A 24,395-nucleotide genomic window follows, 5' to 3' on the forward strand; every position below is an offset into this window, starting at 1 on the left:
CAGAAGACATCGGGGTATAGGTTAAGCACAACAGCGCAGACTTAAAAAGGTAAGGAAGGATTACGGTCCGTACATTTTACTATTCAGCATCCGTCGAATCTGGTACTTCTTCTTCTTCAGCAGATCTTTCCTCGCGGATATTATTAATGTCTTCATTTGTATATTGATAATATTCGCTGAAAGTTTTAGTTTGCTGGTTATAAATAAGTACGTATTTTGAACTTTTAGTTTGTCTGATAATCCCATCTACCGGTGCAGGCACCAATTCGGTTTTGTCCATGTAAATCAAGTCGCCCTTTTTAAAGCTTTTGATGGTAGGAAGCTCACCAGGTAGTTTTTTCCAATAAAGTACGTTTCCTTTTTGTGGAATGATGAAAATGGCGCTGCTCTCATAATCCGCACTTTCAAGTAAAAATGCCATTTCACGTTCGCCTTGTCCCGTAAAATTTCCATAGGCGATTACCCTGTAAGCACGGTCTTTAATTTTGGTGAAGAAATATATCTCGGAGGACTCCTTATTCAAGTAGTCATTGTCCATAAAAATCTTTACTATTCCTCTTTTAAAGGATACAGGGATGTCGTCGTATTGCGGAATGGTAAAGACTGCATCTTTCCAGTTGGCGTAATCCGCCGGGCTGGCCCAGCCATCCACGTAAACACTGTCTGCTGGATACGCAACATCATCGCCGGTCTGATAAAAATCTTTCCGAGCCTGGTAGCTGCCATAAAAATAGGCAAAGCCTGAAACTCCGATCAAGAGCAATAGGACCAACATGACCCAAAGAATGGTTCTTCTCTTCTTTTTTGGTTGAATTGGTTGCTGGATTTCAGTGTTTTGGCGAGAGTGGTCAAAATTGTGATAACGTTCTTCCATTTTAGTTGTATCTATTGATGATTATTGGATGTGTTCAAATTCTAACAGTTAAGAATTAATCTCGGATAGGATCGGAATTTTTGCAGAGCAAGGAAAAGGAAGCCTGCTTTCACTTCCCATCCGATTGATCTACGTCTGCGTCGAAGATTGAAGAACGCAATGCTTGACCGGTGTTGTTTGGCTTTTCAATGCCATCAGCAGTGCTTATGCGTTATTCGATAAACTTAATGGAACCTCCGGCAGAGGGATGGCGATAATTCCTTTTAAAATTTGGCTGGAAAGGGTCAATCATGGAGGTGTAATTTAACATTTTTATGTAGAATGCTTGGCTACTACTGATTTTGCTTTCATTTTGACACGGATTGATGATAAGCTATAGCAAGACGAGACACCCGACCATTAGTGGTTATGAGGTCGGTGTGTTGTGCGCTACAGATTCTGTAATTATTAATCAGGCATAAATTAGTGATCATGGCGAAATTACTATGATTTATGCATTGCCTGATCTTGATAAATTGTGGCAATTTGTCAAGATCACGTAAAATGCGATACTGTTATACATCAATCTTTTGTTTTTTGAACGGCGTTCAATATTTTTGTTGTGTCAAATACTTTTGCATGTTGAAGATGAATGGTGAGTTTATTAGATTCGATCCCTATCTTTAAAAATTATTATATCCATGGGCATAACGGAAAGAAAGCAAAAAGAGAAACAGGAAATGCGTCAACGCATCTTGAACGGTGCTAGAAAGGTATTTCTTAAGAACGGCTATCAGCAGACCAGTATGCGTAATATCGCCACTGAGATTAATTATAGCGCGGGAGTGATCTATTTTCATTTCAAGGACAAGAGCGAAATCTTTCAGGAGCTTCATAATGAAGGATTTATTTTATTACTCAAACAATTTCGGGTGCTCGACGCCGTTAAAGATCCTTTCGAACGCCTGAAAGCTCTGGGCATGGTGCTCATTAAATTTGCGCAAGATCATAAAGATTACTATAACCTGATGTTCCTGGTAGAAGAACCTTTGAAAAAATCAGAGGAAAACGGTTTCCAGATTGCAGAGGAAGCATTAAAGTATTTACGCAATCTGATTATAGAATGCCAACATACCGGCCGCTTCAAGGATATGGATACCGAGTATCTAACCTTTATGATACTGTCAGCTATGCACGGCATCTGCGCCCTGTTCTGTAAGGACAAGACGACGAGTTTCGAAAACAAGACCAATGAGGAACTGATGGAGAACGGATACGCGTGCTTTGTTGCACTGTTAGAAAAAGGGTAGCCCTTTTTTTTTGCTTAATAATTGAACACTGTTATATTTTATTACAATGATTAATAAACTTAATTTTCTACAAAACACAACAACTTTCTGCCTGCTGCTATTTTGCACGGTTTTCAACGCCAAACAAACAAGCGCACAGGAGCAATTGAACAGCTATATCCGGGAGGGGCTAGTTTCGAACCAAAGTATCAAAGAGCAGGAATTTTTGCTACATAGAAGCGTTTACGCGCTCCAGGAGGCAAAAAGCATGTTCTTTCCAAGTGTTACCTTTTCTACTACCTATACAAAGGCGGATGGAGGAAGAACCATAGACTTTCCCACAGGCGATCTCTTTAACGCTGCTTACGCCACGTTGAATCAGCTTACCGGGAGTAACTCCTTTCCACAGCTCCAGAATCAGCGCATCCTATTGAACCCAGATAACTTCTACGATGCCAAGTTTCGCACCAGCCTTCCCATCTTAAATGCAGAACTGGTGTACAACAAGAGGATCAAATCCCAACAGGTGGATATCCATAAGGCAGAAGTGCTGATGTATAAACGTGAATTGGTAAAGGAAATCAAAACGGCTTACTACAATTACATAAAGGCTACCAATGCGATCAGTATCTATCAATCATTTCTGAAACTGCTCGAAGAAGGGGAACGGGTAAACCAGAGCCTGTTCAAAAACAACAAGATCAACCGTACGGCAGTGATACGTAGCCAGAACGAAGTCTCAAAAATTAATGCCTCACTTACGGCCGCCAAAAAAACAGAGGAATCTGCCCGATATTACTTCAATTTCCTTTTGAACAGGCCCTTAACCGAGGCAATACTGATAGATGATGTTCCGTCCGTACCAGCACAGGACAACCCGCCAATCAGTGATGTAAGCGGCCGTGAGGAGCTGTCAAAACTGGAGATCGCCAAGGGAATCAATCGAAACCTTACTAGTCTTGCCAAGTCCTACCTGATCCCCAAGATGGGTACTTCACTTGACCTGGGCTCGCAGGGTTTCGACTGGAAGTTTAACGACAGGAACCGATATTATCTGCTGGGGCTTTCATTGGAATGGAACCTGTTCTCCTCTGGACGAAACAGCCATAAGATCAATCAATCCATTGCCAACCAACAGGCCATTTCGGCACAGACCGATCACGTGACACAACAGCTGCTTACCGAACTGAATGTCCGCAGGGCAAATCTTCAAAGTGCTATTGCACAGTATAAAGCAGCAGAGTCTCAGCTGAAGACCAGCAGGACCTATTATAATGATATGACCAAACTTTATAAGGAGGGGATGGCCATCTATATTGAGCTGCTCGACGCCCAGAACCAGTGGGTGGATGCTCAACTACAATCCAACATTGCATTATTTGATACCTGGATATCTTTCGCGGCAATTGAGCGTGCGAATGCCAGCTTTAACCTACAATAAATATCATGAAGAAGATCCAACTTACATTAATTGCGCTTACATCCATATTGTTCGCCTGCAAAGAAAAGCCAAAAAATACAAATCCCCCAGGTCAACCGGACATCATTTCGGTGAAGGTTGCACCAGTTTCCTCCATTGGTTCAACCCATTTAATTCAGGCCACAGGCTTGATCGTTACAGAGAACGTAGCCAACTATTCCTTTAAAATTGGTGGGGTAGTCAGCCGTATCCTTGTTGATGAGGGACAATTCTTTAACAAGGGGCAGTTGCTTGCCACGCTGAACACTACCGAAATCTCTGCCGGCCTGGCCCAGGCAAATATGGGCGTAGAAAAGGCTTCACGGGATTATACCAGAGCATTGAACCTCTACAAGGACAGTGTCTTTACGCTTGAACAGCTGCAGAATACCAAAACAGCACTGGATGTGGCAAAAAAAACAAGTGAGGCAACTGCCTTCAACCTGCGTTACGCCCAAATCCATGCGGCATCTGATGGTTTTGTGAGCCGAAAAATCGTCAGCGAGGGGGAGGTGATCGGCCCGGGTATGCCAGTGCTGGCCATTAACGAAACACAGCAAAATAACAACTACCTGCTTAAAGTCGGGGTAACTGACCGTGAGTGGGCAACAATCAATCCTGGGCAAACGGCAACAGTTTCCCTGGATGGATATTCCGATAAGAAATTCGACGCTTTCGTGTTCCGTAAGTCACAAGCGGCGGATCCTACACTCGGCTCCTTTCAGGTAGAACTGAAATTGAAATTAAACGACGTAAAACCGGCAGTGGGCATGTTTGGCAAAGCGGAAATAGCTACAGACCAGGAAGGAAATGTCAGGGTCATCCCATACGCATCATTGGTCGAGGCGGATGGTGATAAGGCATTCATATTCACACCTCATGGAGCCAATAAGGTCAGGAAAATTCCCATAAGCATTTCAAGATTCGACAATGAGCAGGTTTATCTAAAGGATGGACTTGAGGGCGTGAAAGAAATCGTGGTTTCCAACAGTGCCTATCTCAACGAAAAATCCACCATAAAAATCATCAGGTAATAATTACAGCAATGAAGATTACAAATTTTGCCGTCAAAAACTATCAGTTCACCCTCATCATATTCCTGCTGTTTGCGGTGGTCGGTGTACTTACCTTGTTCACGATGCCCCGTTCGGAAGACCCCACCATACATCCGCCCGAATATCTCATCACCGTGATCTATCCGGGCACCAGTCCAAAAGACATGGAAGAGCAGGTGGTGAAACCAATTGAAAATAAGATTTACGGTCTGGAGAACATTAATAAGATATTGACCACAATTGAGGATGGTGTAGCGGCATTCAAGGTCAAATTTAAATACGGCGTTGATATAGACAATAAATACCAGGAGATCTCCACAGAGATAAATGCGCTAAAAAATAGTGGCCTTCCGCAAAATATACATCTGATCAAAATACAAAAGATTTCTTCTTCTGACGTCAAGATTCTACAGGTGGCATTGATCTCGGACAATGCTTCCGATAAATTGTTGAGGGATGAGGCAGATATGCTTAAAACCCGCCTGGAGAAAATAACAAATCTTAAGGAAGTAGGATATGCCGGAATGCCAGAGCAGGAAATCCGGGTTGATCTGCAAGTGGATAAGCTGGCACAAATGAAAATTCCGCTAAGTGTCGTTGTCGGCAGTCTGCAAAGTGAAGCAGCGGACATTCCTGGTGGAAGCATCAACTTGGAGAGTAAGGTATTTAATGTTAAGACCAGCGGTAAGTTCAAGACCATTGATGACGTTGCCAACACCGTTATCTACAACGCCAATGGAAAAATCGTGTATTTGAGGGATGTGGCCGTAGTCAGTTATAGAAGCGAAACCGTCAACCATATTACGAGGTTGAATGGCCATCGTTGTGTACTGGTTACTGGTGCAATGAAGGACAATGTGAACATCGCAGACGTACAGGAAGAGTTTCTTCCCATACTCGAAGAATTCTCTAAAAGATTACCTGCGAATATTGAGCTTATCAAAACTTTTGATCAGGGCACAATGGTTTCTCAGCGATTGGGACACCTTGGATTTGATTTTACCTTGGCCATTGTATTGGTTGTCATTACCTTATTACCCTTAGGATTTAGAGCCTCACTCATCGTTATGGTTTCTATTCCACTCTCCTTAGCATTGGGACTGATTGCACTGAATTTATTGGGATTTTCATTAAACCAGCTCAGTATTGTTGGTCTTGTAGTGGCGTTGGGATTGTTGGTGGATGACAGTATCGTCGTGGTAGAGAACATAGAGCGATGGCTACGAGAGGGACATTCACGGATGGATGCTGTACTAAAGGGCACCAAACAAATAGGTGTAGCAGTCGTTGGATGTACCGCGACCCTGGTAATCGCATTTTTGCCACTTGCCTTCCTGCCGGATTCGGCCGGTGAATTTATGCGCAGCCTGCCCATGGCCGTAATTACCAGTGTGCTGGCATCAATGATCGTGGCCTTAACACTTGTTCCTTTCATGGGAAGCAGGTTATTGAAAACGCATACAGATGGAGAAGGCAATTATTTTCTGAAACAACTTCAAAAATTTCTTACCTACAGTTATCGCGGTATTATGCCCCGAGCTTTAAAATATCCTAAAATAACCATTGGAATATCATTGGCTGTTAGTGTTTTTGCTTTCTTCCTATTTACGAAAGCGGGATTCAAACTTTTTCCCACCTCGGAAAAGCCCATGTTCCTGATCAATATCAAAATGCCATTACAGGCTGACATTCCCGAAAGTGACCGTGTGACTAAACTTGTAGAAAATGAACTGAAGCAACACAAAGAGATCGTATACTATACAAGCAATGTTGGAAAGGGAAACCCTCAGATATATTACAACGTTCACCAACAGGATATTAAGCCCGACTTTGCCCAGGTTTTTGTACAGATGGAGGATGGAGCAAGTCCTCAGTCAAAAACAGGCTTGGTTAAGCAGCTAAGGGAAAAGTTCAAAGATTTTCCGTACGCCAAAATTGAAGTGAAGGATTTTGAACAAGGCCCTGCGATAGAAGCCAATATCGTAGTTCGGATTTTTGGTGAAGACCCGAATAAGTTGCGTGAGCTATCCTTCAAAGTGGAAGATTTGCTGCGCAATCATCCAGGAACCGTTTACATCAACAATGAACTGAATACCTATAAGTCGGATGTTAAAATAGAAATAAATAAGGAAAAAGCCCGTACGCTTGGTGTGCTTACCAGTGATGTTGATAAGGTGATTAGAATTGCCGTCGCTGGACTAACCGTTGGTGACTATATAGATGACAAGGGCGATTCACGCAATGTCATTTTAACGCTTGCCAGGGATAAATTTTCCAACTTAGATGCGTTTAAAAATCTATACGTAAATAATATACAAGGTGTGCCGGTACTGGTTAGCCAGATCGCAACCATCTCATTTGTGAAATCACCCACAGCCATCAACCATTTCAATAAGTCCCGTTTCGCCAAGGTTACCTCCCTGACCAAGGAGAATGTATATGCGAACGATGTACTGAAGGATATTGTTCCGCAACTGGACAAACTGCAAATGCCGGCCGGCTATTATTACAAGCTATCGGGTGAAGCGGAATCGGAAGGTGATACCCTGGGTGGGAATTTTCTGTCGGTGATCCTATTGAGTACATTCCTTTTTGTCGGCGTTCTGTTACTGCAATTTAAAACGTTTAAAGGCATCATCATCGTATTATCGATTATTCCGTTAGGGATTTTGGGTGGCGTGGTCATGCTGCTGATCACCGGCCATCCGATGTCAATAGTTTCTATCATTGGTTTCATTGGTTTATCCGGCATACAGGTCAAGAATTCGCTGTTACTGGTTGATTTCACCAACCAGTTGCGGACTGAGGGATACAGTATAGACGAAGCAATCAATAAAGCAGGAGAGACCCGTTTTTTACCTGTTGTACTCACGTCTATAACAGCAATTTGCGGACTGATTCCACTTGCCTGGAATCCCAATCCACTCATCGCACCTTTGGCCATTGTGTTGATAGGTGGCTTGATCAGTTCAACCATTCTTTCCAGAATTGTGACCCCTGTTATGTACAAGCTAATACCACCTTCCATTGACAGTATTTAATCATTTAAAAAATAGAGTACAATGAAACAATATATTTTAATAACCGGAGCATCATCAGGAATTGGTTACGAAATGGTCCAACAACTCGCGGCTTTAGAATACAACCTTATAATCACTGCCCGCAGCGAGGATAAATTGGTGGCTATGCAGCAGGAACTAACTTCCAGATACGGAATAACAGTGCACCATATAGCCACTGACCTGATCAATAAAGCGCAAGCGGTCCATTTATTCAATCACGTTAAAAACTCCGGCTACCTGGTTTCCCATTTAGTTAACAATGCAGGCTTTGGTGAATATGGAAGTTTCCTGGAAACCCCACTGGAAAAGGAATTAGACATGATCGACCTTAACGTCAGCAGTTTGGTTATCCTGACCAAATTGTTCGCGAGAGACATGGCAGCCCGAAAGTCGGGCAGAATCATGAACGTGTCCTCGGTGATTGCATATTTGCCTTTCCCATACCAGTCGGTGTATTCCGCTACCAAGGCTTTTGTCTTAGCATTTTCTCAAACCATCGCTGCCGAACTCAAAGGAACCGGTGTAGTGGTTACCACGCTTGCTCCTGGCGTTACAGAAACAGCATTTATTTCTGAGCAGATGCGGGAGATTAATCTACTGAAATCCAATAAACCCAGCCCCGTAAAAACAGTGGCTACGGAAGGAGTAAACCTCCTGCTACACGGAAAAGGAAAGAAGATTATTGGTTTTCAAAACCGCTTCAATTCCATTTTAGCAGGAATATTGCCTGACTCGGTGATGATGAAAATAAAGATGAAGCTGGCAAGTGCAAATTGATATTACACAATTCTAAAATCAAATGATTGGAACGAAAAAAATATCAAGACGAGAATTAATTAAACAAGGTGGACTTGCCCTATCAGTTATAGCCCTACCTTTACCATTAACAGCATTTTCAAATTTTAACGAAATGACAGATAACCAAAATTTTGACGTAATTATAGTCGGCGGAAGCTATGCAGGGCTTTCGGCAGCAATGGCTCTGGGACGGGCATTGAGAAATGTACTGATCATTGACAGCGGTTTGCCATGTAACCGGCAAACACCCCATTCCCATAACTTCTTAACGCAGGACGGAATAAAACCAGCAGTTATCGCAGATAAAGCAAAGAAAGAAGTTTTAGCGTACGACACTGTAAAATTCGTATCAGATCTTGCCCTTAGCGGAAAGAAAACTGATCGGGGATTTGAGATCTCAACCCAATCAGGGAAAATATTTTCTGCTAAAAAACTAGTTTTTGCAACAGGCTTAAAAGACAAGATGCTAAAGGTCCAGGGCTTTTCTGAATGCTGGGGAATTACAGTGCTTCATTGTCCCTATTGCCACGGATATGAGGTAAGGAATCAAAAAACAGGGATTTTTGCGAATGGATATGGTGCGTATCATCTAGCTCGTCTCATTAGTAACTGGACAAAGGATTTAACGATATTTACCAATGGAAAGTCGGAATTGACACAAGAGCAAACTGACGAAATCAAAAGACACAATATTGCAATAGTTGAAAAGGAAATCACCTCATTGAAACACAAAGACGGAGTAGTTGAAGATATAATTTTTTCAGACAATTCAACTTTTCAATTAAAAGTCATCTATTCAAGACCCCCGTATGAACAACACTGTAAAATCCCCGAATTATTAGGCTGTGAACTGACAGAACAGGGCCTTATCAAGGTGGATGCATTTCAGAGGACAACCGTTAATAATATATTCGCCTGTGGAGACAATGCCAATCCTTTACGTGCTGTATCATATGCCGTATCAACAGGGAACAATACCGGTGTATTTTTAAATAACATGATAACCGAAGAAGAATTCTAAATATCAATAAAAGCTTGGTGGAATATAGTTTTGAAGAAATATCGGCTGACAATAAATCTGCATTAATCGGTGTTTTTCCAGCAAAGTGGTCGACGTTTTGGAGGGTGACTCAATAACAAGTCATCCCTCGTTCTACGGTGTACCAACGTCTTAGGAACTAAGTTGAACGATTTTAAACCTCCTACTCCTCTGCCTGACAGTGCACTCCAATTAGTACCCAAAATTTTAGGCTAATTTCTTCAAACTGCCGTTTGATTTTTTTTGTGAAGCGTCCAGATAATTTTCCGATAAAAACGGTATATTTATGTAAACAAAGTTCATTGATTTTCGAGAAAAAATCGGGGTGTTCCCCCTACAATTTTTAATCAAAAATGTGAGGTACCTTTTGAGGTACCTAAGGTTAAAAATTTTTAATAAAAATATTACTATCAAATAGATATAAAGATGGCGGTTAATCCTGCCACCCCGACAACTAGAAGTCACACTTCTACTTAAAAGGCCTTAAATCTATGATTTGAGGCCTTTTTTCGTTTTAGCTTACATGTCTGATATTGAATATTATCATATAATATGTGGCCCAAAATGGAGATTTCGGAGATAGTATCCACCTCTTTTCGGGCCAAAGTGTCCAGTCAATTTTCACCCAACGCTTTCTGGATCCCCTGGACCTGGCGCTAGGTATTTCTGCCCGATAAATTCGCTTAGATTAGCGTTAGTAGCGTCCCTAATTCAGTTGTCTATAAGTCTGTGTTTAGAATCCAGATTTTACCCCATTTTCAGTTCACTGAGCCTTCTGAAACTGCTCAGCAGAACAGGAACGCCCACCCCATGTAAATGATGATTCAAAGCCTTTAAAATCATTCAAGTGGATACTTTGGCTGAAATTGGTGACATTTTGCAGCGAAATGGCTGGACAGTGGATTCCGAAATTAGGTGGACAGTATTGCCGAAACCTCCACAAAGGAAGCTGAAACCGTCGCGGATGCAGTAGTTAAACTCTACATGTGTTTCTGTTGAATAGCTCAATGTACCATGAGTGAGGTGAGAGCAAATTAATGATTTTTAGAATTAAGCAGACGATGAGTGATCGCGGTAAGCAAAAGCTCATTTAATATTATTAAAAAAAATTTGACTTCCTAAATTAATAGTGCAACTTTAATAATAATCAATCAAACCTATTCGACTCTCATCATGGTACAAGATGTCAGGCCAATTTTTAAATCTCCGATATCAAATTTTTTTCGGAGTAAATATCACTTCAATTCCTTGGTTTTGTTGCTAATTTTTTTAAATTCCTGTAATAACAAGCAGCCATTTAAACTTGAGTTGTTAAGCGTGGACGCGACCGTTATTGGAAAGGAAAATTGTTATGCAAATCCAAATAACGACTATTGGCTTCTGGAATTAGAGCCGGCTGACGGTAAGGTAATTGGCGATGAGGTGGAAGTTGGTGGAATCCTGTACAAGCACGTCGTTAAAACAAAAGGGCTTCCCAACGACTTAAAAAAAACTGGACAACATTTAAGGATAGGTTATGACGTACTTAGCTCAAAACGTGTTTTGGTTAATGTATGCGATGTCTCAAGCCCCGTCCAGTACGAAGTCTACGAAATTCCTATCCTTGCTTCCGAGCGACTTTAATTAATTTAAACCTCTATATTTCATGAACAGATTAACGCTTTTCTTCATCTGCATATCCATGTGCTTTTTTTTTAACGGTACAGCTCAGTTTAAACGGATAAGTACAAATTCAAAGACCCTTAACACGATAATACCCAGCTTTGAGAAATCGAAATTGAGCATTCCTGTAGCAAGTTTTAAGTTTAGTCCTTCAGAGATAAACCTAAAAAAGGGTGTTCGACAGCAGAATGGTCAGCTACAGGATCCTAAAGTATTGAAAACCTCTGAATACATTCCAGTAAACATTGATAGTAAGTCTATAAAGCCATTGAAAACTGCCAGCGGCGCAACTTGGGCTTTGAAGTTAAATGTACCAAATGCCAAAGGTATCGGACTGCTTTTTAATCAACTCAAGTTAGCTGACGACGCTGAGATGTATATTTTTGACGAGCAGATGACTTTATTGGACAGCGCAATTACGGCATCAAGTTTTAGAAATACTGACGTACTATCCATACCCGTATTCGACGGACAAAGCATTTTTATCTTCTTGATTGAGAAGGGGAACAGTGGTGAACTGAAGAGCTCATTTACGATCAGATCAATTGAGGCTGGGATAATTGAGCAACAGGGTAGCACGCAGAATAGGCTCTTGGAGTACACTACTAATTGCATCCCAAACTTCATGTGCTATTCTGATAAGATCAACCAAGCTCGAGCCGTAATGCAAATAGTTGTCAATGGATATACGGGTACAGGGACATTGATAAATTCCGAGGCAAATAATGGTAAGGCTTATGTGCTTACTGCCTTTCACCTCATCGATGCCGATGATGATGGTGTACTCCAAGTCAGCGAAATTTCCGGACTCTCCAACTCTAGTTTTAGATTCCAAAGGTGGTTTACAGAGTGTACCGGTTCCATCGAAAATGCTACGTTAAACTTCACCGGATCGACTCTCGTTGTTCAGGACGAATTGCATGATATCGTTTTGCTGGAAATGACTCAGCCACCAGGACTTGGTGATGGAGTTACCTTCTCAGGTTGGAACCGTAGCACTTCCGAACCTTCAGATAACGGATGCTATATTTTACATCATCCATTGGGTGAACCTATGAAAATTTCTTTTAGCAGTTCAGTAAATGATATGCCGGCTGGTTTCCCATACTGGAATGTAAATTTTAGCATCGGAGTTGTGTGGAAAGGCTCCTCAGGATCCGGACTGATCAATCCAAACAATCAGCTTGTTGGGGTCCTTTCCCATGGTGCCTCAAGTTGTATCTTTACTGACTTTTCGGATAACTTTACGAGATTTGATAAAATCTGGCCAATAATTCAGAGTCATATTTCCCCGGGATTTAACCTTGGGCAGCAAAACACAATAAACTTAGCAGACACTGAAATCTATGGGCCGAATTTACTCCCGTGTGTGGGCCAATCAGCAACATATGGGGTGCCAGAATTATATGGTTGTACTTACGCTTGGACAGTGAGTTCGGGTATTTCCATAAATTCAGGTCAGGGAACTAGGTCGATTAACATCAGTAGGAATGGAAGTATATCAGATCCACCATACGGAACAATATCAGTAACAATAACTAGCGCGACGGGAATTTCTCGGACATTGACCAAGGCGAAAGGTGTTTGGACGGATGGACCAAGTAATTCATCTCTGGAAGTAGTTTACAGCGGACCTTCCTGTTCCACCAGTTCAAACATAACCTTATCTTACGGGGCAAGACAAGATGGAAATTCTGGATGTGCGATCTACTCTAATTCGGATATCGCTGAGGTGGAGTGGCAATTCTACACGCCTTACAGCTACACTGTTGCTAATAATTCTGGTTCATTTAATTGTCCTTCAGTAATTAAGGGTGGAGTTAGTGTTACTTTTCCGGTAATGGGCTCTTCGTACTACGTAACAGCCCGCTGCAGAGTAAAGAACAAATGTGGGAGTTGGGGAGACTGGACACCAGGATTTTCTAATGTTATTCGTAGCTGTTACTCATCTAACGCAAACCCTTTGACAGTAAGCGTCTTTCCTAACCCAGCGTCTACTGAACTAAATATAGCTGAAAGAAAAATTTCAAATGAAGAAAATCAAAATGACTTTATCATAGAAAAGGTTGGAATTAAGGGTGTTAACACTGATAGGTTTTTGAAAGATGCGGAAAATAGAATTCCCGAAAAACGATCCTTCCGCCTCCTGAACGACCAAGGTATAGTGGTTCGTGAGGGTAACCTTAACGACACGGATAATACAAAAGTGAATGTAAGCGATATTCCAAACGGACAATATTTTTTGCATCTTAAGGGATACGGGAATATGATCAAGAGACAAATTGTAATTAGCCATTAGCCGCGAAACCCTAGCAAATCAATGATCAGACTAGAGCGGAACGAAGGTCCGATCGACAGTTCCGCTCTTGTTGGAGGTTTCGGCAATACTATCCACCTGATTTCGGAATCCGCTGGGTCTTATACGCCTATAGCTTTACAGTTGGTCTGATACGGGTTTCCCTTTACAGTTGGAGCTATCGACGAATAGTACCTTCTAATAACCATTTCTTTGCCTCGGACACCACTGTATCGTTTTTTGTGTTAGCCGAATCATTCACATTTACATTGGGAATAACTTTATCTTCATATGTTTTACCGGTTCGGTCAGCGGCGAATCTTTCTGCGAGCAAAAGTTGAGACCCATCGGAGAGGAAATAACTGTTGTTAGCTGTAGTGTAACCTGCAGAAGGTTGCCCAAAGACTTTTACGTTAGGCAGTCCGATGAAAGAGATCGCCGTCATTTCTCCACTGCTTCCTGTCAGTGAGTCTATAAGGACAGCAATTTTAATTTTCGTGTTCTTAATTTTGTAGCTATTGATGTTTGATGAAAATAGTTTTCCGTTTTGAATGGTCCAGGGCTGCTGTTTCTTTGACTTGGGGTCTACAAAGTAGCCTACGGTTCCATCTTCACTGAGCGCATTTAGTCCTGCAAGCATGGGCCACATATTTCCTCCGCCGTTGTGACGCAGGTCCACGATCCATCCTAAAATATTGCGGGCAGAATCAATTCGCTTTATTTCAGATCGGATCGTATTTGCAAAGGATCTGTCTTTTTCTGCGTCGAATGTTAAGCATTCGGGAACTTTAACCCATCCAATCGCTTCACCCAGATAATCAGCTTCGGGCTTTTCGTGTATTGGTGTCTCTAGGATTTTGGATATAGATTTCTTAGAAATAAAGAACGAATGTTTGTCTCCTGCCTCCCTTAGTCTTTTTGTGAAGAAATCAAATAAAATATTTTTGTTGATACTGTCATTTTCTGTAAACTTTAGTGCTGCCGACTCTTTTGTAACCCTGGCCCAATCTACCGAATCACGATACATGGACTTTTTTTTTATTATTGAAGAAATTTCCTTCTTTAATTTTGATATATCCTGCTGTGCATGTATTCCCAGCGGAAGCAGGAGTGCAAGAAATAAGATATGTATAGTCCTATTTGTTCTCATTGGTCATAATTTTTAATCTATTCATTTTATTTCGATTGGTGTTGATGAGATGTAATCTATCATAAATGTTAAAGCTATCACAGGTTGTTCATCTGTGACAAAGTACAGGTATCCAGCCAGCTTGTCAAATTTCTTAATGAGATGCTAAGCAAACCTGATTGATGATAAGACGATGGTAAATTAAATAGGTTGCAATGAACTTAAATTATAACCTGTGCTTAGGTTAGATTTTGCAATGGCTTGTTGAAAGTTAAAGCAATGGGGAATCATGCTTCAGTCCGATTTTGGCAATTTATTTTGCCTTGGAAATTTTTATAGATCAACTGCCTTTGACCAAGTGTATTAATACGCGCCCGGGTTGCCTGTTTATTAGGGCGATACTGTCAATCTTGGAAACATCCTGAAAATTATATGCTGAATTATCGACTCTGGATGTCATCAAAGTTGAGTATAGTGAATTAAATAGCACCTGCTCTACCAAGGTGCTGTCACCTAACAGGGCTCCTTGATGATTGCTCAATTCTGCCTGTTCAATTGCGATATCCCTTAGTAAGCCATAAGGCACTCTGCTCAGTTCGAGTGAGCCAAAGACTTCCGAGAGCTGTTCTGAAAGACTTTTTGGAAGTGGTCGTAAATTTATGGTTAATCTGATCAGACCGAAGCCTGCGCCACTTCTTTTACTTAAAACATAATAATAGGTGCCCGGGCCTAAAGTGTTGACCATAGAAGATCTGTTACGGGAGCATAACGGAGTATTTTCACCTGCATTGGTAATGATGAATCCGGATGAATTAATCAAATACATTCCGGTCGCGAATTCTGTTTCACAGTGTCCTATACTAACGATGGCGGAGTCTGAAAGCACAAATTTATGTAGAAGATCGGGGCTTGAAAAACCAACGTAATTTGGTAATCCTTGACTACTGGCCGCACTGGCATAAGGTATATGAGATTGAAGTGTGCCGGCGTTGATTGCTGCTGCACGAGCTGTCGCCGGAATTTGTTGTGCCTTAGATAAAAAGCCCATGGCATAAGAGTACCGAAAAATAGATACAAATCATGCTTTAATTTTGAAATTGATTACTTTTGTAAACCTGATCGAGAGATTAGAAAGGGCTATAAAAAACGAAACCCGAAAGCTTGAATTTCTTCAGAGGCTAAGCACCGGAAGAAGTCTGGGATAATCCTCCAGGCCAGCAGCGATGACCTCATAGGGTTCAACGTTCTCCAGCAATTTCGCACGCTGATATTTCTGAGCTATAGATTGCTGGTAATCCATGTCGATCACCGTCACTTTACACCGGCGGTACAAGGTCAGGTAATTGGCCAGCAGCATGGTAAAGTGCTTTTTCCAGCGCCTCCTTTCTGGTTTCCAATAAGTATGATCATAAAAAATAGGTTTAGATTGAATAAATTTGCGAGGAGAACACATCATGAGAATTGCAATAGTTGGTGCCCATAACGTCGGTAAAACGACACTAGCTGAATTACTTTCGGATTCCCTTCCCGGCTATACGCTGACCATGGAACCCTATCATGAACTGACTGAATCAGGATATGAATTCTCGGAAATGCCCGATGCAGTTGACTTTGTGATGCAGTTTGAACATGCCTTGAAACAGATTGCCACGCTTGAAAAGGACGTCATATTTGACAGATGTCCTTTTGATATTTTAGCGTATGTTCATGCTGTCGATCCTACACGTGATCTTCAGAACTACTTCAGAGAAATGCAGAGAGTAATTGCTGAACTTGACCTCATCGTTTTCGTGCCAATAGAGGATCCTGATTTAATCCCATGGCAAAAATCAAATTTTCCAAAACTTAGACTCAGAGTTGATGACATTCTAAAGGAATGGATAGCGGATTTCGACATAGAAGTGATAGAAGTTTCCGGCACGACTTTACAACGTAAGGATCAGGTTTTAAGAGGAATGAGCTGAATTCCAATGTGACTATGATAAAGTCCGGTAGGCCAAGGAGTGATCAGGGTAAGAATTGCAAATTCATCATGACCGCCGGTAAGACATCGACTGAGGTATGGGCGATGGTTCCAAATTTGATGAAGGGCTTTCCTGGGGTGAGTACAATGAATAGTTATTGATCATTCCTAAAAACTATTACTGGACATTCAGAACCTCATCACATCAGTATCCACAGGGATATGGCCGAGCAGCCTGCTCATGGTCATTGACTGGCCTTTGTGGTGGAATTCATGTGTAATGACATGAGTAAAAATACTATAACCGTCTGTTTCAATATATTTATCTGGCCATTTATAACCGTTTACCGGTTTAAAAGGGTATTCAGCATATTTCCTGCAGAAGTCATCCATAAAACCATCCACTTCCAGAAAAATTCCTCGAAGCTTTACAATGTCAGCAATCTCTTCTTCAACGAAATAAGCCTTATTTCCGCCGAACGCGAAATTCTTAACCCAGGCAAGGTAGGTATTGGCCACATGGATCAGCATATACCGTATGCTCTTGTCATTGAAAGAGGCGACTGGTAAGAAAATATCATCCCTGACCTTCGACTCCAAAAACTGAAACACCACTGCACGGGATTCTTTGATGAGTTGATATTGATGGATCAATAGATTTTGCATACCCTAATTTATAAATAATCTGCACCCCTTTACTGAACAATGGCAATTAAACCGGGCTACCGACTTTCCAAAGGTCAAATCTTGCAATGATAAAAGCTGCGGCCAGGATGTAGACCACTACGATCAATAGAAACTGAATCCAAAAAATACGACGGATCGTTCTATCAGAATATTCCATCTCCCTTCGGCACCATCTGCTCAGGTATTTGACCGACAGCGAAGTAACCAGGGCTAAGACAATGATAAAAATTGCTTTTCGTACCAGCACTTCGGACTCAGACAGATAATTGGGACTGGACTCATCTGCTGTACCACTAACCAGGAATGTCATTCCCAAAAAGATGAAAGCAAAGGCATTCAGCAAAAGCACAATAAAGGTATAAGCGGCAATTTTCAAAATGATCAGGTCAGACCCAAATGTAAGGAATAGATTTTACCTGGTGTTCGTTCTAACCTGTCTTTTCCGCTGCCTGTTTCTTCCGTGAATGGCTTCATCATCGATATCGTCTGAGATGTCAATGGTTACGGCCTGTTCAAAAGCCACAAATGCTGATTCATTGCTGACTTGCTGAGCATCTGAATTGTTGATGGAGCTAACAGTTGAAGTATTGACTAGTGGATCTGTTGAACAGTTGAATTGATTAGGCAGTACCTGCTCAACACCGACCTTTATCTTAACGTCCTCCTTAATTCTGCCATGCTGACTCTTCGGATCAGTATTGATACACAGGCTATCTTGAAGGGATACGGTAGCCGGTTTTTGAGCGAGCAGATTTTTTAAATCCATGATCTCTCCACCTTTGAACACATTTCCATAAGCATGGTCTAAAATACTGTAACCATAAGGAGCTTTACCCGGCGCACCGTGAAAGATCAGTTGGATGCCAAACCTCCTGTGAAATTCTTCAGCAAGATCGCAGGTATATCCATGCTTTATTTTGTCTGCTCCTCCAGGCATTGATTCTGTAAGGGGCCTGAGTTGAACAGCATATTTATCCCGGAATTTATGCAATTGTGCGGTGATCTGACCAGCCCTCGCCTGATCCAACTGGTAACTGCCTTTACGTTCCTTCAAAAAGGCAAGATCAACTTCGAGCAATTTCTTTCCGAACCGAACCAAATCCATTTTTCCATCCTTCTCAAACAAAGTATAGCCTTTACTTTCCAGGATCATCATGAACTGCGCCTTGCTCTGGAAGTTAAATTTCATGGCCTTATCCAAATCAGCTTTGGCGGTCAGTTTTTCATCCAGTCTCATGATCCGGTTCATTGCAGTCTGGGCGCGGACCTTTTCGTATGCACTGCTGATTTTCTTGCCGGAAAACTTGTCTACCCTTGAAGAGACGATGTGGACATGGTGGTTCCGGCGATACCTGCCAGCTCCTCCTTTGAATTCTCCTTGCCTTTAGCGGAGATGACTACATGCAGCTGAGGGTAGATGACCTGCCTATTACGGGAAGAAATTGACTGGAGGTAATCGATGTAATCCTGGGGCATCAGTTGGGACATTCCCTGTAAAATGCCGAATCCAGAGACCTTCATCAGTTCACCCTTATTTTTCTCCACCTTATTGGTATTGTAGCGGACGCCTTTGAAGGTCTTACTCTTGGCCAGGAACTTGACAATCATCCTTCTTCATGGGTTTATATTCCGTACCATTTTGTGCTTGCTCCTGATGTGCCTGGAGTTGCTCCCATTGTTTAACCAGTTTGTCAATTTTCGGCCGAAGTTGATCTGCCAGTGCATTATGGCCGGAAATGTAGCCTGAATGCCATGGCGAGCAGTGCTCAGGAAGGAAGTAACATAAAACCTTATGAGCTCCCTTGATGCCGAAATACATAAAAAGCCCGGAAGCCAGGATGGGAAAATCGATGATGATCTGTGAGTTCATGATGTGTTGAATTGGTGAATAATTGATTTGTTGAATACTAAGTAATTAGCAGGTGAACTAATGGCCCATTGAGCGGATGATTTTTCGAAGGGACACTTCCAGCTTTTGCTGAATGAGCCCATGGGCAGCCAGCAACACATTAAACCTTTCGATGATCTGGGGAGAGAGCATTCCCCGTTTCGCCAGTGTATTTGCGTATTTGGCCAGTTGATTGATGTTGTTGCCGTTTCTCCCCAGCTCGGCACCTATAGCATCGAGTGGCTGCAATAGCGCCGCCGCATTCACAATTAAATGCCCGGAGCTGCTCAGCAGCTTCAGCCGTACCAAATCGGTCCTGCTGATCCCGTAGTACTTCTCCATTGCAACAATAGCATCAAACTCTTCTTCGGTAAACCTGGCTTCGATTTTCTTGCTGCGTTTACCTGACTTCATCACCGGGCGGCCAGCCAGCCGCTTTTTTTTATCATCCATAAAAAGTCTGTGAGTTGCGAGCAGACTGAACTCCCTGAATATCGACTGATGGGAAGATGCCAAGGCAAGATCACTTCTGGGCCAAAGGTGTTGCGCAGCAATTTCTGTCGGACAAGAAGACATCTTGCAAAGTAAAAGTCAAAACAGGGTGCTGATAAGCAAAGGCCTGTTTTCGGGTTGCCTTTGTCAAACAAAATAACCAGCATCCTTGTTGATTTCCAGCAAAAACTTATACTATGCAGGAATTTGAAATTAATGCCAGTGACGACGTCAAAGAACGTACCTTCAGGCTCAAAGCGCTGGGCAACCAGTGGTATCAAATCTTCAATGAAGAAAATGAAATGGTAGGAGAGATCAGGATCGATCAGGAGAACCACCAGCATTGCGAGACAAAAGGATGTACGCTTGACCTACCTATACTAAACTCCATCAGGAAAAATATCTTCCTGCATAAAGTGTTTGCTGAGGACTAACCCTCAGCGGACCGGGTTCTGCAGCTTACGTTCCCTTTTCAAATCTGCGATGATCTTGTCATTATAGTCATTCAGACCTTTATAAATCTCAGAGCGGTCGGTGGAGTAGGGCAGAGCCTTCATCCAGGTGCTAAGGGCAGTGTAGCCTGAGGGGTCGCGGTCCAAATATACATCGATCACAGGGAAGGCCTTTGCCTTTTCCAAACCAGACTGCAGCAAAGCCAGTGAGTTCAACACCAAGGCTGAAGCATTGGAAGAGGGGTTCCCCTTACGCCAGCTCAGGTAATTCATGTAACCCTCGAAAACCACCAGCTTCTTTGGGTCCCGGGAAATCATCGTGATCGCTTTCTTGCCCAAACAGGCCTTAAAATACTTATTGCGGATCTTCCAAGCCCCGAGCTCGTTCTGCCAGCCAGCCGCAAAATAGTTCTTGCGGTTTTTCTTCTCATAAATTATCGTTCAGAAAATTGATGGTCATCCATATTGTAATGCTCAGACAACTCATAAATACGATTAAATAAGTTATCTTACTTACCTTTTTCTCACACAACCACCCGACTAAATACAACAGTGAAAATGCAATTAGCATTATTGTGGTTACAACTATAAGCCTGGTGAACAGGAAATATAAGACCCCATTTTCAGCAAGCATTTGGTGAGAACTATATTGTGTTCCTAAAAAAGAAACGGAGAAAATTGCGGATAGGAACACTGCGCAAGCAAATATTAATATTGTCAGTACAGCACGGAATAATTCCAGAATGTCGCTTCCTATTTTCATGAGTCAATTCTAAGCAGTTAAGTACTTAACCTAATGGGAACACAGCAAAAAACAAAACCCCCAATTAAGGGGGGTAAGACTACTCAGAATGTTGTCTTGGCTTTTGCAGGGCCACTCAGACTTTTATCCTGTCTTAATGTCAAGACAAATGTAAAACAAATTCTTCACGATATGTTGCCCTAGGAGACTTACAGATGGTTACAATTACAAACTTGTTGGGTTAACATATTTTAAATCTGGAACCTTCAGGAAGTCCTTATCATTGTCAGCAATCAGAGTTAAATCATGAATGATTGATGTTGCAGCGATGAATGCATCTGGTAATTTCACCTTCGATTCTTTACGAATCCGAATGGTTTCAGATATCAAGGCGTTATCAATTCCATGGATGAAAGAGCCTGCAATAAATTGACTGCATATTAAAGCATTCTTTGGGTCGGGTGTATCCCAAACCTGAAGTTCGACCTCTGTAATGAAGATATGGAAGAGTCAGTGTCAAGTGCCTGATCTATGAAGTCTAAGCCGGATTCCGGCAAGCTTTCATTGAGGTATTTGATTACCGCGGAAGTATCAATTAAATATCTCTCCGCCATTCTCCACGAAGATTATTGATTTGATCATCAATATCATCATTGGATATTTTAGTGTTGAACTTACCCCGTAATGATGACAGTTTAGCTTGATTTTTAATCACACGAATGATCTTCAGATCTTCTAGATCCTGAAGCAGCTTCAAAGCCTTTTCATTTGTGATTTCTATTGTTAAGCTTGTCATAGTACAAACTTACATAATAATTTTTTAAATACTGAGCGCGGTACAAAACTTACCTGTTGCCCTAAGATCTCTTTTTGGATGCTACGATAGTTCAAAAGATCCGTCCGCTGCTGGGATGACGTAAAGTGGAGGGCAGCTGGGTACTATTGTGCTGGTAGGCAAGAGATCCTGAAACAAGTTCAGGATGACCCGTAATGAAGTAATAACGATGGACGAATTAGTAATCAGGTTCAACGTAATAGTTCGCCGGAGCGGACCAGGGCTGTGGCGTGGGGTATGCTGACTTCTATGCCTATGGCGGCGTAGTAAGACTGGATGACGATCTGGGCTTTCTGCTGTCGTAGACTGGGTATTTCGGCGAATGTGACTCTTTTTTCCGCAATTCAGCTGACCTTCATTCCGCTTCAAACTAGCCCCGAGTTCCGCGGCAAAGTAGTCGTTTTGAATTTCTGATCTTCAATTCCAGTCTTCGCGGTTCCATTGAGAAAGCCTTTCTGTGGCCGCAATAAAGGCTCTGGAGCACATTTTGGAACAATTGCTGAGGAATCCTTTAACCCGCTTCAAGATCCCCGGCTTCTGTTGCTTCAATATGATTTTGGAGTTTTTTGGGGCATCTGGAAGGGGTTGGATGCTAAGAAACTCAGTTTGAGTACAGAATAGCGCAGTTTTTGCGTTTCTGTGTGATGATCAGATCATGTTTGGGTGATTGGTAAATTTGAGGGACCTTTTTTTCCTACCGCCGGCAGCATCAAGCGACTACTTTACCGCGTAAATGCGGGTATATATTGAGTGAAATACACAGTTTGAAGTACAAACTACGTGGTTGTCAATTCTAAGACCCTTTAGTGATTGGCTGTCGCATGTAAAATAAAAGATTTGTCCATTTCATTAAGTAAATATGACTATTTCCAAGCTGCCGGTCTAAATTTCATTCTGTTGATGTAAAACATTTTTAATTGATTATGCCTTGTTTAGCTATGGATGCAACACAGATTTGGGCCAACCTGGCCGTTAAAGATTTAAAAATAACTGCTGAATTTTATAGCGCATTGGGATTTAAGAAGAATGGAACTGGCGATTCTACAGATTTGGTCAGCTTTTTTTTCGCTGAAAACGAGTTCGTTATCCACTTTTTTGAGAAGTCGAAACTTGAACACAATACTGGGATGAAAACCGCTGACCTAAGCCTGGGTAATGAAATTATGTTTTCAATATCAGTTACAACTGAAGGAGCAGTTTATCAATGGCTGGAAAATGTCAAAGGGGCTGGTGGTACGATCCAACGCGAGCCTGCAAGGGACGATCAGGGTTTTTTCTGGTTCGTGTTTTCCGATCCGGACGGACACCGGTTCAATGTGTTATTGATTGAAACGGGCATGTAGATCGCTTCAGTTATGACCAGCTGGTCTAAAACGTAAAATCATCACCCCCGAGTTGTTTAATATGGTGACCTAAAAGGCTCATTTTGGATAAAAACAAAAAAAATTGTGGAATTAGTACTTTAGAAAAGCAACTCCGATTAAAATGATACCGCCTATAAAGAAGAAAAAGTGAAACATCGCCTTGATGTTCGTCGAATTTTCGATATCATATTTTACTGGGTTCAGCCATGGTTTTCCATAAGCCTGGTGAAAATCAACTTGTGCATTGACCATCAGGTTGACGATACCGTAAAAAAAATTGAATAGGGTAAAGCCTGCGACGCTCATCAAGATAATTTTGAGCCAGCTTTCAGAAAAGCGCTCTCCGTAGATGGGTTTGATGTAGTCAAACCACAGTTTGATCGGGTATATGGAAGCCACAAAAAATAGGGGATATAATATCAGAATCCATTTATTTGTGAGTTTCCTATTCAGGAAGTAATAGCAATAGGTAAATACGATTACATAGAAAATATAGATGATGATTTTAAGGGTCATTTGCATTAAATTGATCTTCAGTAATTGTGCAATCTGCGTTCCATATTTGGCTAATAAAATTTTGGGGCAACATTATGCGGCCATCGCTGTTAATCTGATATTGAGAAGTTAAAAAAATGGACAGCATCATCAATATAGAAATTAAAGATCGTCATATCTCCTGGATGAATCAAGGGGATGGGTTTGACCTCAACTTTCAGTACAAAATTTTTCAGGCAGCATATATTTCGAATAGACAACAATTTCTAGTGATAGCGGATCCCCAAGAATGTGGCCCCAATAACCTTTTCATATACGATGCTTGTGGTAAATTAATCGCAAATCCGCCGGTGCCTGCATTTGATACAAAAGTAGAGGGTGTATACAGCATGTGGTATGTTGAAGGAAATGATCAGCAGATAGTTGTATTTTTGACACCGCATATCACATCCTATGAGACTAAATGTAAATTCAGCCTAATCGATTATACCTTTACGGAGGTCTCTCTTACTCGTTAAACTTCATTTTAAAGTTGTTATTAGCAAGATATTTGTGCTGCTATTGAGGGCTGAAATCAGACGTTAAGAGTTTTATCTGGTGTTTAAAATTTACTGCTCATATAATTTATAGCAATAGATTTACATATATCTCTCTTCAGTAGTAAAAAATGGCATCCGTCCATCGTCCCTTTATTCCATATTTAAGAGCCCAACCATTTGTGATGTATAATCAGAGGAAGACATTTCCTGAAGCAGTTGTAGTCTTGGCAGAAAAGGTAGGTATGAGTATGGACACTCCGTAAATGCTTTTTGTCGAGAATCTTTGATTTCGTAGG

The 24,395-nt window shown here is 41.6% G+C and carries 27 protein-coding genes; 13 read left to right on the forward strand and 14 right to left on the reverse strand.

Annotated elements, in window-relative coordinates:
- Nucleotides 1-79: 79 nt before the first annotated feature.
- Nucleotides 80-874: a hypothetical protein gene (locus tag WAE59_RS04105; protein WP_337854665.1), complete on the reverse strand. Its 795-nt coding sequence runs from the start codon at nt 872-874 to the stop codon at nt 80-82.
- Nucleotides 875-1,554: 680 nt separating this feature from the next.
- On the opposite strand from WAE59_RS04105, the gene WAE59_RS04110 reads away from it, so the two are divergent.
- The 9 genes from WAE59_RS04110 (at nt 1,555) to WAE59_RS04150 (ending at nt 13,666) form a co-directional block, all read left to right on the forward strand.
- A complete protein-coding gene (locus tag WAE59_RS04110) occupies nt 1,555-2,163 on the forward strand; it encodes a TetR/AcrR family transcriptional regulator (protein ID WP_337854666.1) in 609 nt (202 codons plus the stop codon).
- A 46-nt stretch (nt 2,164-2,209) separates the two neighbouring features.
- A complete protein-coding gene (locus tag WAE59_RS04115; protein WP_337854667.1) occupies nt 2,210-3,583 on the forward strand; it encodes a TolC family protein in 1,374 nt (457 codons plus the stop codon).
- Nucleotides 3,584-3,588: 5 nt separating this feature from the next.
- Nucleotides 3,589-4,635: an efflux RND transporter periplasmic adaptor subunit gene (locus WAE59_RS04120; RefSeq protein ID WP_337854668.1), complete on the forward strand. Its 1,047-nt coding sequence runs from the start codon at nt 3,589-3,591 to the stop codon at nt 4,633-4,635.
- 11 nt (nt 4,636-4,646) lie between these two features.
- Nucleotides 4,647-7,697 carry an efflux RND transporter permease subunit gene (locus WAE59_RS04125; protein WP_337854669.1) on the forward strand — a complete coding sequence of 1,017 codons (3,051 nt, stop codon included), beginning with the start codon at nt 4,647-4,649 and terminating at the stop codon, nt 7,695-7,697.
- 21 nt (nt 7,698-7,718) lie between these two features.
- Nucleotides 7,719-8,495, forward strand: coding sequence for an SDR family NAD(P)-dependent oxidoreductase (locus WAE59_RS04130; RefSeq protein WP_337854670.1), 777 nt, complete (start codon nt 7,719-7,721; stop codon nt 8,493-8,495).
- A 22-nt stretch (nt 8,496-8,517) separates the two neighbouring features.
- On the forward strand, nt 8,518-9,537 hold the full coding sequence (locus WAE59_RS04135; RefSeq protein WP_337854671.1) for an NAD(P)/FAD-dependent oxidoreductase: 1,020 nt from the start codon (nt 8,518-8,520) through the stop codon (nt 9,535-9,537).
- 1,335 nt (nt 9,538-10,872) lie between these two features.
- Complete coding sequence (locus WAE59_RS04140) at nt 10,873-11,178, forward strand: hypothetical protein (protein WP_337854672.1); 306 nt, start codon at nt 10,873-10,875, stop codon at nt 11,176-11,178.
- A 22-nt stretch (nt 11,179-11,200) separates the two neighbouring features.
- Complete coding sequence (locus WAE59_RS04145) at nt 11,201-13,516, forward strand: trypsin-like peptidase domain-containing protein (protein ID WP_337854673.1); 2,316 nt, start codon at nt 11,201-11,203, stop codon at nt 13,514-13,516.
- A 21-nt stretch (nt 13,517-13,537) separates the two neighbouring features.
- Nucleotides 13,538-13,666, forward strand: coding sequence for a hypothetical protein (locus tag WAE59_RS04150; protein WP_337854674.1), 129 nt, complete (start codon nt 13,538-13,540; stop codon nt 13,664-13,666).
- A 25-nt stretch (nt 13,667-13,691) separates the two neighbouring features.
- On the opposite strand, the gene WAE59_RS04155 is transcribed toward WAE59_RS04150, so the two are convergent.
- The 3 genes from WAE59_RS04155 to WAE59_RS04165 all read right to left on the reverse strand — a co-directional run bounded on the left by WAE59_RS04155 (nt 13,692) and on the right by WAE59_RS04165 (nt 16,098).
- The gene (locus WAE59_RS04155; protein WP_337854675.1) at nt 13,692-14,663 is read right to left on the reverse strand and encodes a S41 family peptidase; all 972 of its coding nucleotides are present in this window, start codon (nt 14,661-14,663) and stop codon (nt 13,692-13,694) included.
- Between the two features lie 319 nt (nt 14,664-14,982).
- Nucleotides 14,983-15,690, reverse strand: coding sequence for a hypothetical protein (locus WAE59_RS04160; RefSeq protein ID WP_337854676.1), 708 nt, complete (start codon nt 15,688-15,690; stop codon nt 14,983-14,985).
- A 123-nt stretch (nt 15,691-15,813) separates the two neighbouring features.
- Nucleotides 15,814-16,098 (reverse strand): hypothetical protein, encoded by a 285-nt coding sequence (locus WAE59_RS04165; protein ID WP_337854677.1) that lies wholly within the window; start codon nt 16,096-16,098, stop codon nt 15,814-15,816.
- On the opposite strand from WAE59_RS04165, the gene WAE59_RS04170 reads away from it, so the two are divergent.
- Nucleotides 16,097-16,606: an ATP/GTP-binding protein gene (locus tag WAE59_RS04170; protein WP_337854678.1), complete on the forward strand. Its 510-nt coding sequence runs from the start codon at nt 16,097-16,099 to the stop codon at nt 16,604-16,606. The genes WAE59_RS04165 and WAE59_RS04170 overlap by 2 nt on opposite strands.
- 188 nt (nt 16,607-16,794) lie before the next feature.
- Here WAE59_RS04170 and WAE59_RS04175 read toward each other — a convergent pair whose 3' ends face one another.
- Genes WAE59_RS04175 through WAE59_RS04200 form a run of 6 tightly spaced genes read right to left on the reverse strand, consistent with a single transcriptional unit; the run spans nt 16,795 to nt 19,756 of the window.
- The gene (locus WAE59_RS04175; RefSeq protein WP_337854679.1) at nt 16,795-17,271 is read right to left on the reverse strand and encodes a DinB family protein; all 477 of its coding nucleotides are present in this window, start codon (nt 17,269-17,271) and stop codon (nt 16,795-16,797) included.
- A 46-nt stretch (nt 17,272-17,317) separates the two neighbouring features.
- Nucleotides 17,318-17,668 carry a hypothetical protein gene (locus WAE59_RS04180; protein ID WP_337854680.1) on the reverse strand — a complete coding sequence of 117 codons (351 nt, stop codon included), beginning with the start codon at nt 17,666-17,668 and terminating at the stop codon, nt 17,318-17,320.
- 36 nt (nt 17,669-17,704) lie between these two features.
- Complete coding sequence (locus WAE59_RS04185) at nt 17,705-18,541, reverse strand: hypothetical protein (RefSeq protein WP_337854681.1); 837 nt, start codon at nt 18,539-18,541, stop codon at nt 17,705-17,707.
- Nucleotides 18,542-18,600: 59 nt separating this feature from the next.
- On the reverse strand, nt 18,601-18,900 hold the full coding sequence (locus WAE59_RS04190) for a hypothetical protein (RefSeq protein ID WP_337854682.1): 300 nt from the start codon (nt 18,898-18,900) through the stop codon (nt 18,601-18,603).
- The gene (locus WAE59_RS04195; RefSeq protein WP_337854683.1) at nt 18,872-19,162 is read right to left on the reverse strand and encodes a hypothetical protein; all 291 of its coding nucleotides are present in this window, start codon (nt 19,160-19,162) and stop codon (nt 18,872-18,874) included. The genes WAE59_RS04190 and WAE59_RS04195 overlap by 29 nt, the downstream gene beginning before the upstream one ends.
- 57 nt (nt 19,163-19,219) lie before the next feature.
- On the reverse strand, nt 19,220-19,756 hold the full coding sequence (locus WAE59_RS04200; protein WP_337854684.1) for a plasmid mobilization protein: 537 nt from the start codon (nt 19,754-19,756) through the stop codon (nt 19,220-19,222).
- Between the two features lie 113 nt (nt 19,757-19,869).
- On the opposite strand from WAE59_RS04200, the gene WAE59_RS04205 reads away from it, so the two are divergent.
- Nucleotides 19,870-20,106, forward strand: a complete 237-nt coding sequence (locus tag WAE59_RS04205; protein ID WP_337854685.1) for a hypothetical protein — start codon at nt 19,870-19,872, stop codon at nt 20,104-20,106.
- A 3-nt stretch (nt 20,107-20,109) separates the two neighbouring features.
- On the opposite strand, the gene WAE59_RS04210 is transcribed toward WAE59_RS04205, so the two are convergent.
- The 3 genes from WAE59_RS04210 to WAE59_RS04215 all read right to left on the reverse strand — a co-directional run bounded on the left by WAE59_RS04210 (nt 20,110) and on the right by WAE59_RS04215 (nt 21,662).
- Entirely contained in the window at nt 20,110-20,463 is a 354-nt protein-coding gene (locus WAE59_RS04210; RefSeq protein WP_337854686.1) for a hypothetical protein, read from the reverse strand.
- A 628-nt stretch (nt 20,464-21,091) separates the two neighbouring features.
- The gene (locus WAE59_RS25825; protein WP_443147243.1) at nt 21,092-21,256 is read right to left on the reverse strand and encodes a PIN domain-containing protein; all 165 of its coding nucleotides are present in this window, start codon (nt 21,254-21,256) and stop codon (nt 21,092-21,094) included.
- Between the two features lie 205 nt (nt 21,257-21,461).
- Nucleotides 21,462-21,662, reverse strand: coding sequence for a hypothetical protein (locus WAE59_RS04215; RefSeq protein WP_337854687.1), 201 nt, complete (start codon nt 21,660-21,662; stop codon nt 21,462-21,464).
- 977 nt (nt 21,663-22,639) lie between these two features.
- On the opposite strand from WAE59_RS04215, the gene WAE59_RS04220 reads away from it, so the two are divergent.
- On the forward strand, nt 22,640-23,044 hold the full coding sequence (locus WAE59_RS04220) for a VOC family protein (RefSeq protein WP_337854688.1): 405 nt from the start codon (nt 22,640-22,642) through the stop codon (nt 23,042-23,044).
- A 111-nt stretch (nt 23,045-23,155) separates the two neighbouring features.
- Here the strand turns inward: WAE59_RS04220 and WAE59_RS04225 are convergent, their stop codons facing one another.
- A complete protein-coding gene (locus WAE59_RS04225) occupies nt 23,156-23,581 on the reverse strand; it encodes a hypothetical protein (RefSeq protein WP_337854689.1) in 426 nt (141 codons plus the stop codon).
- A 116-nt stretch (nt 23,582-23,697) separates the two neighbouring features.
- Between WAE59_RS04225 and WAE59_RS04230 the strand changes: the two genes are divergently transcribed.
- The gene (locus tag WAE59_RS04230) at nt 23,698-24,078 is read left to right on the forward strand and encodes a hypothetical protein (protein WP_337854690.1); all 381 of its coding nucleotides are present in this window, start codon (nt 23,698-23,700) and stop codon (nt 24,076-24,078) included.
- Nucleotides 24,079-24,395 lie beyond the last annotated feature (317 nt).

The sequence above is a fragment of the Pedobacter sp. GR22-6 genome, assembly GCF_037402555.1.
Taxonomy (GTDB): Bacteria; Bacteroidota; Bacteroidia; order Sphingobacteriales; family Sphingobacteriaceae; genus Pedobacter.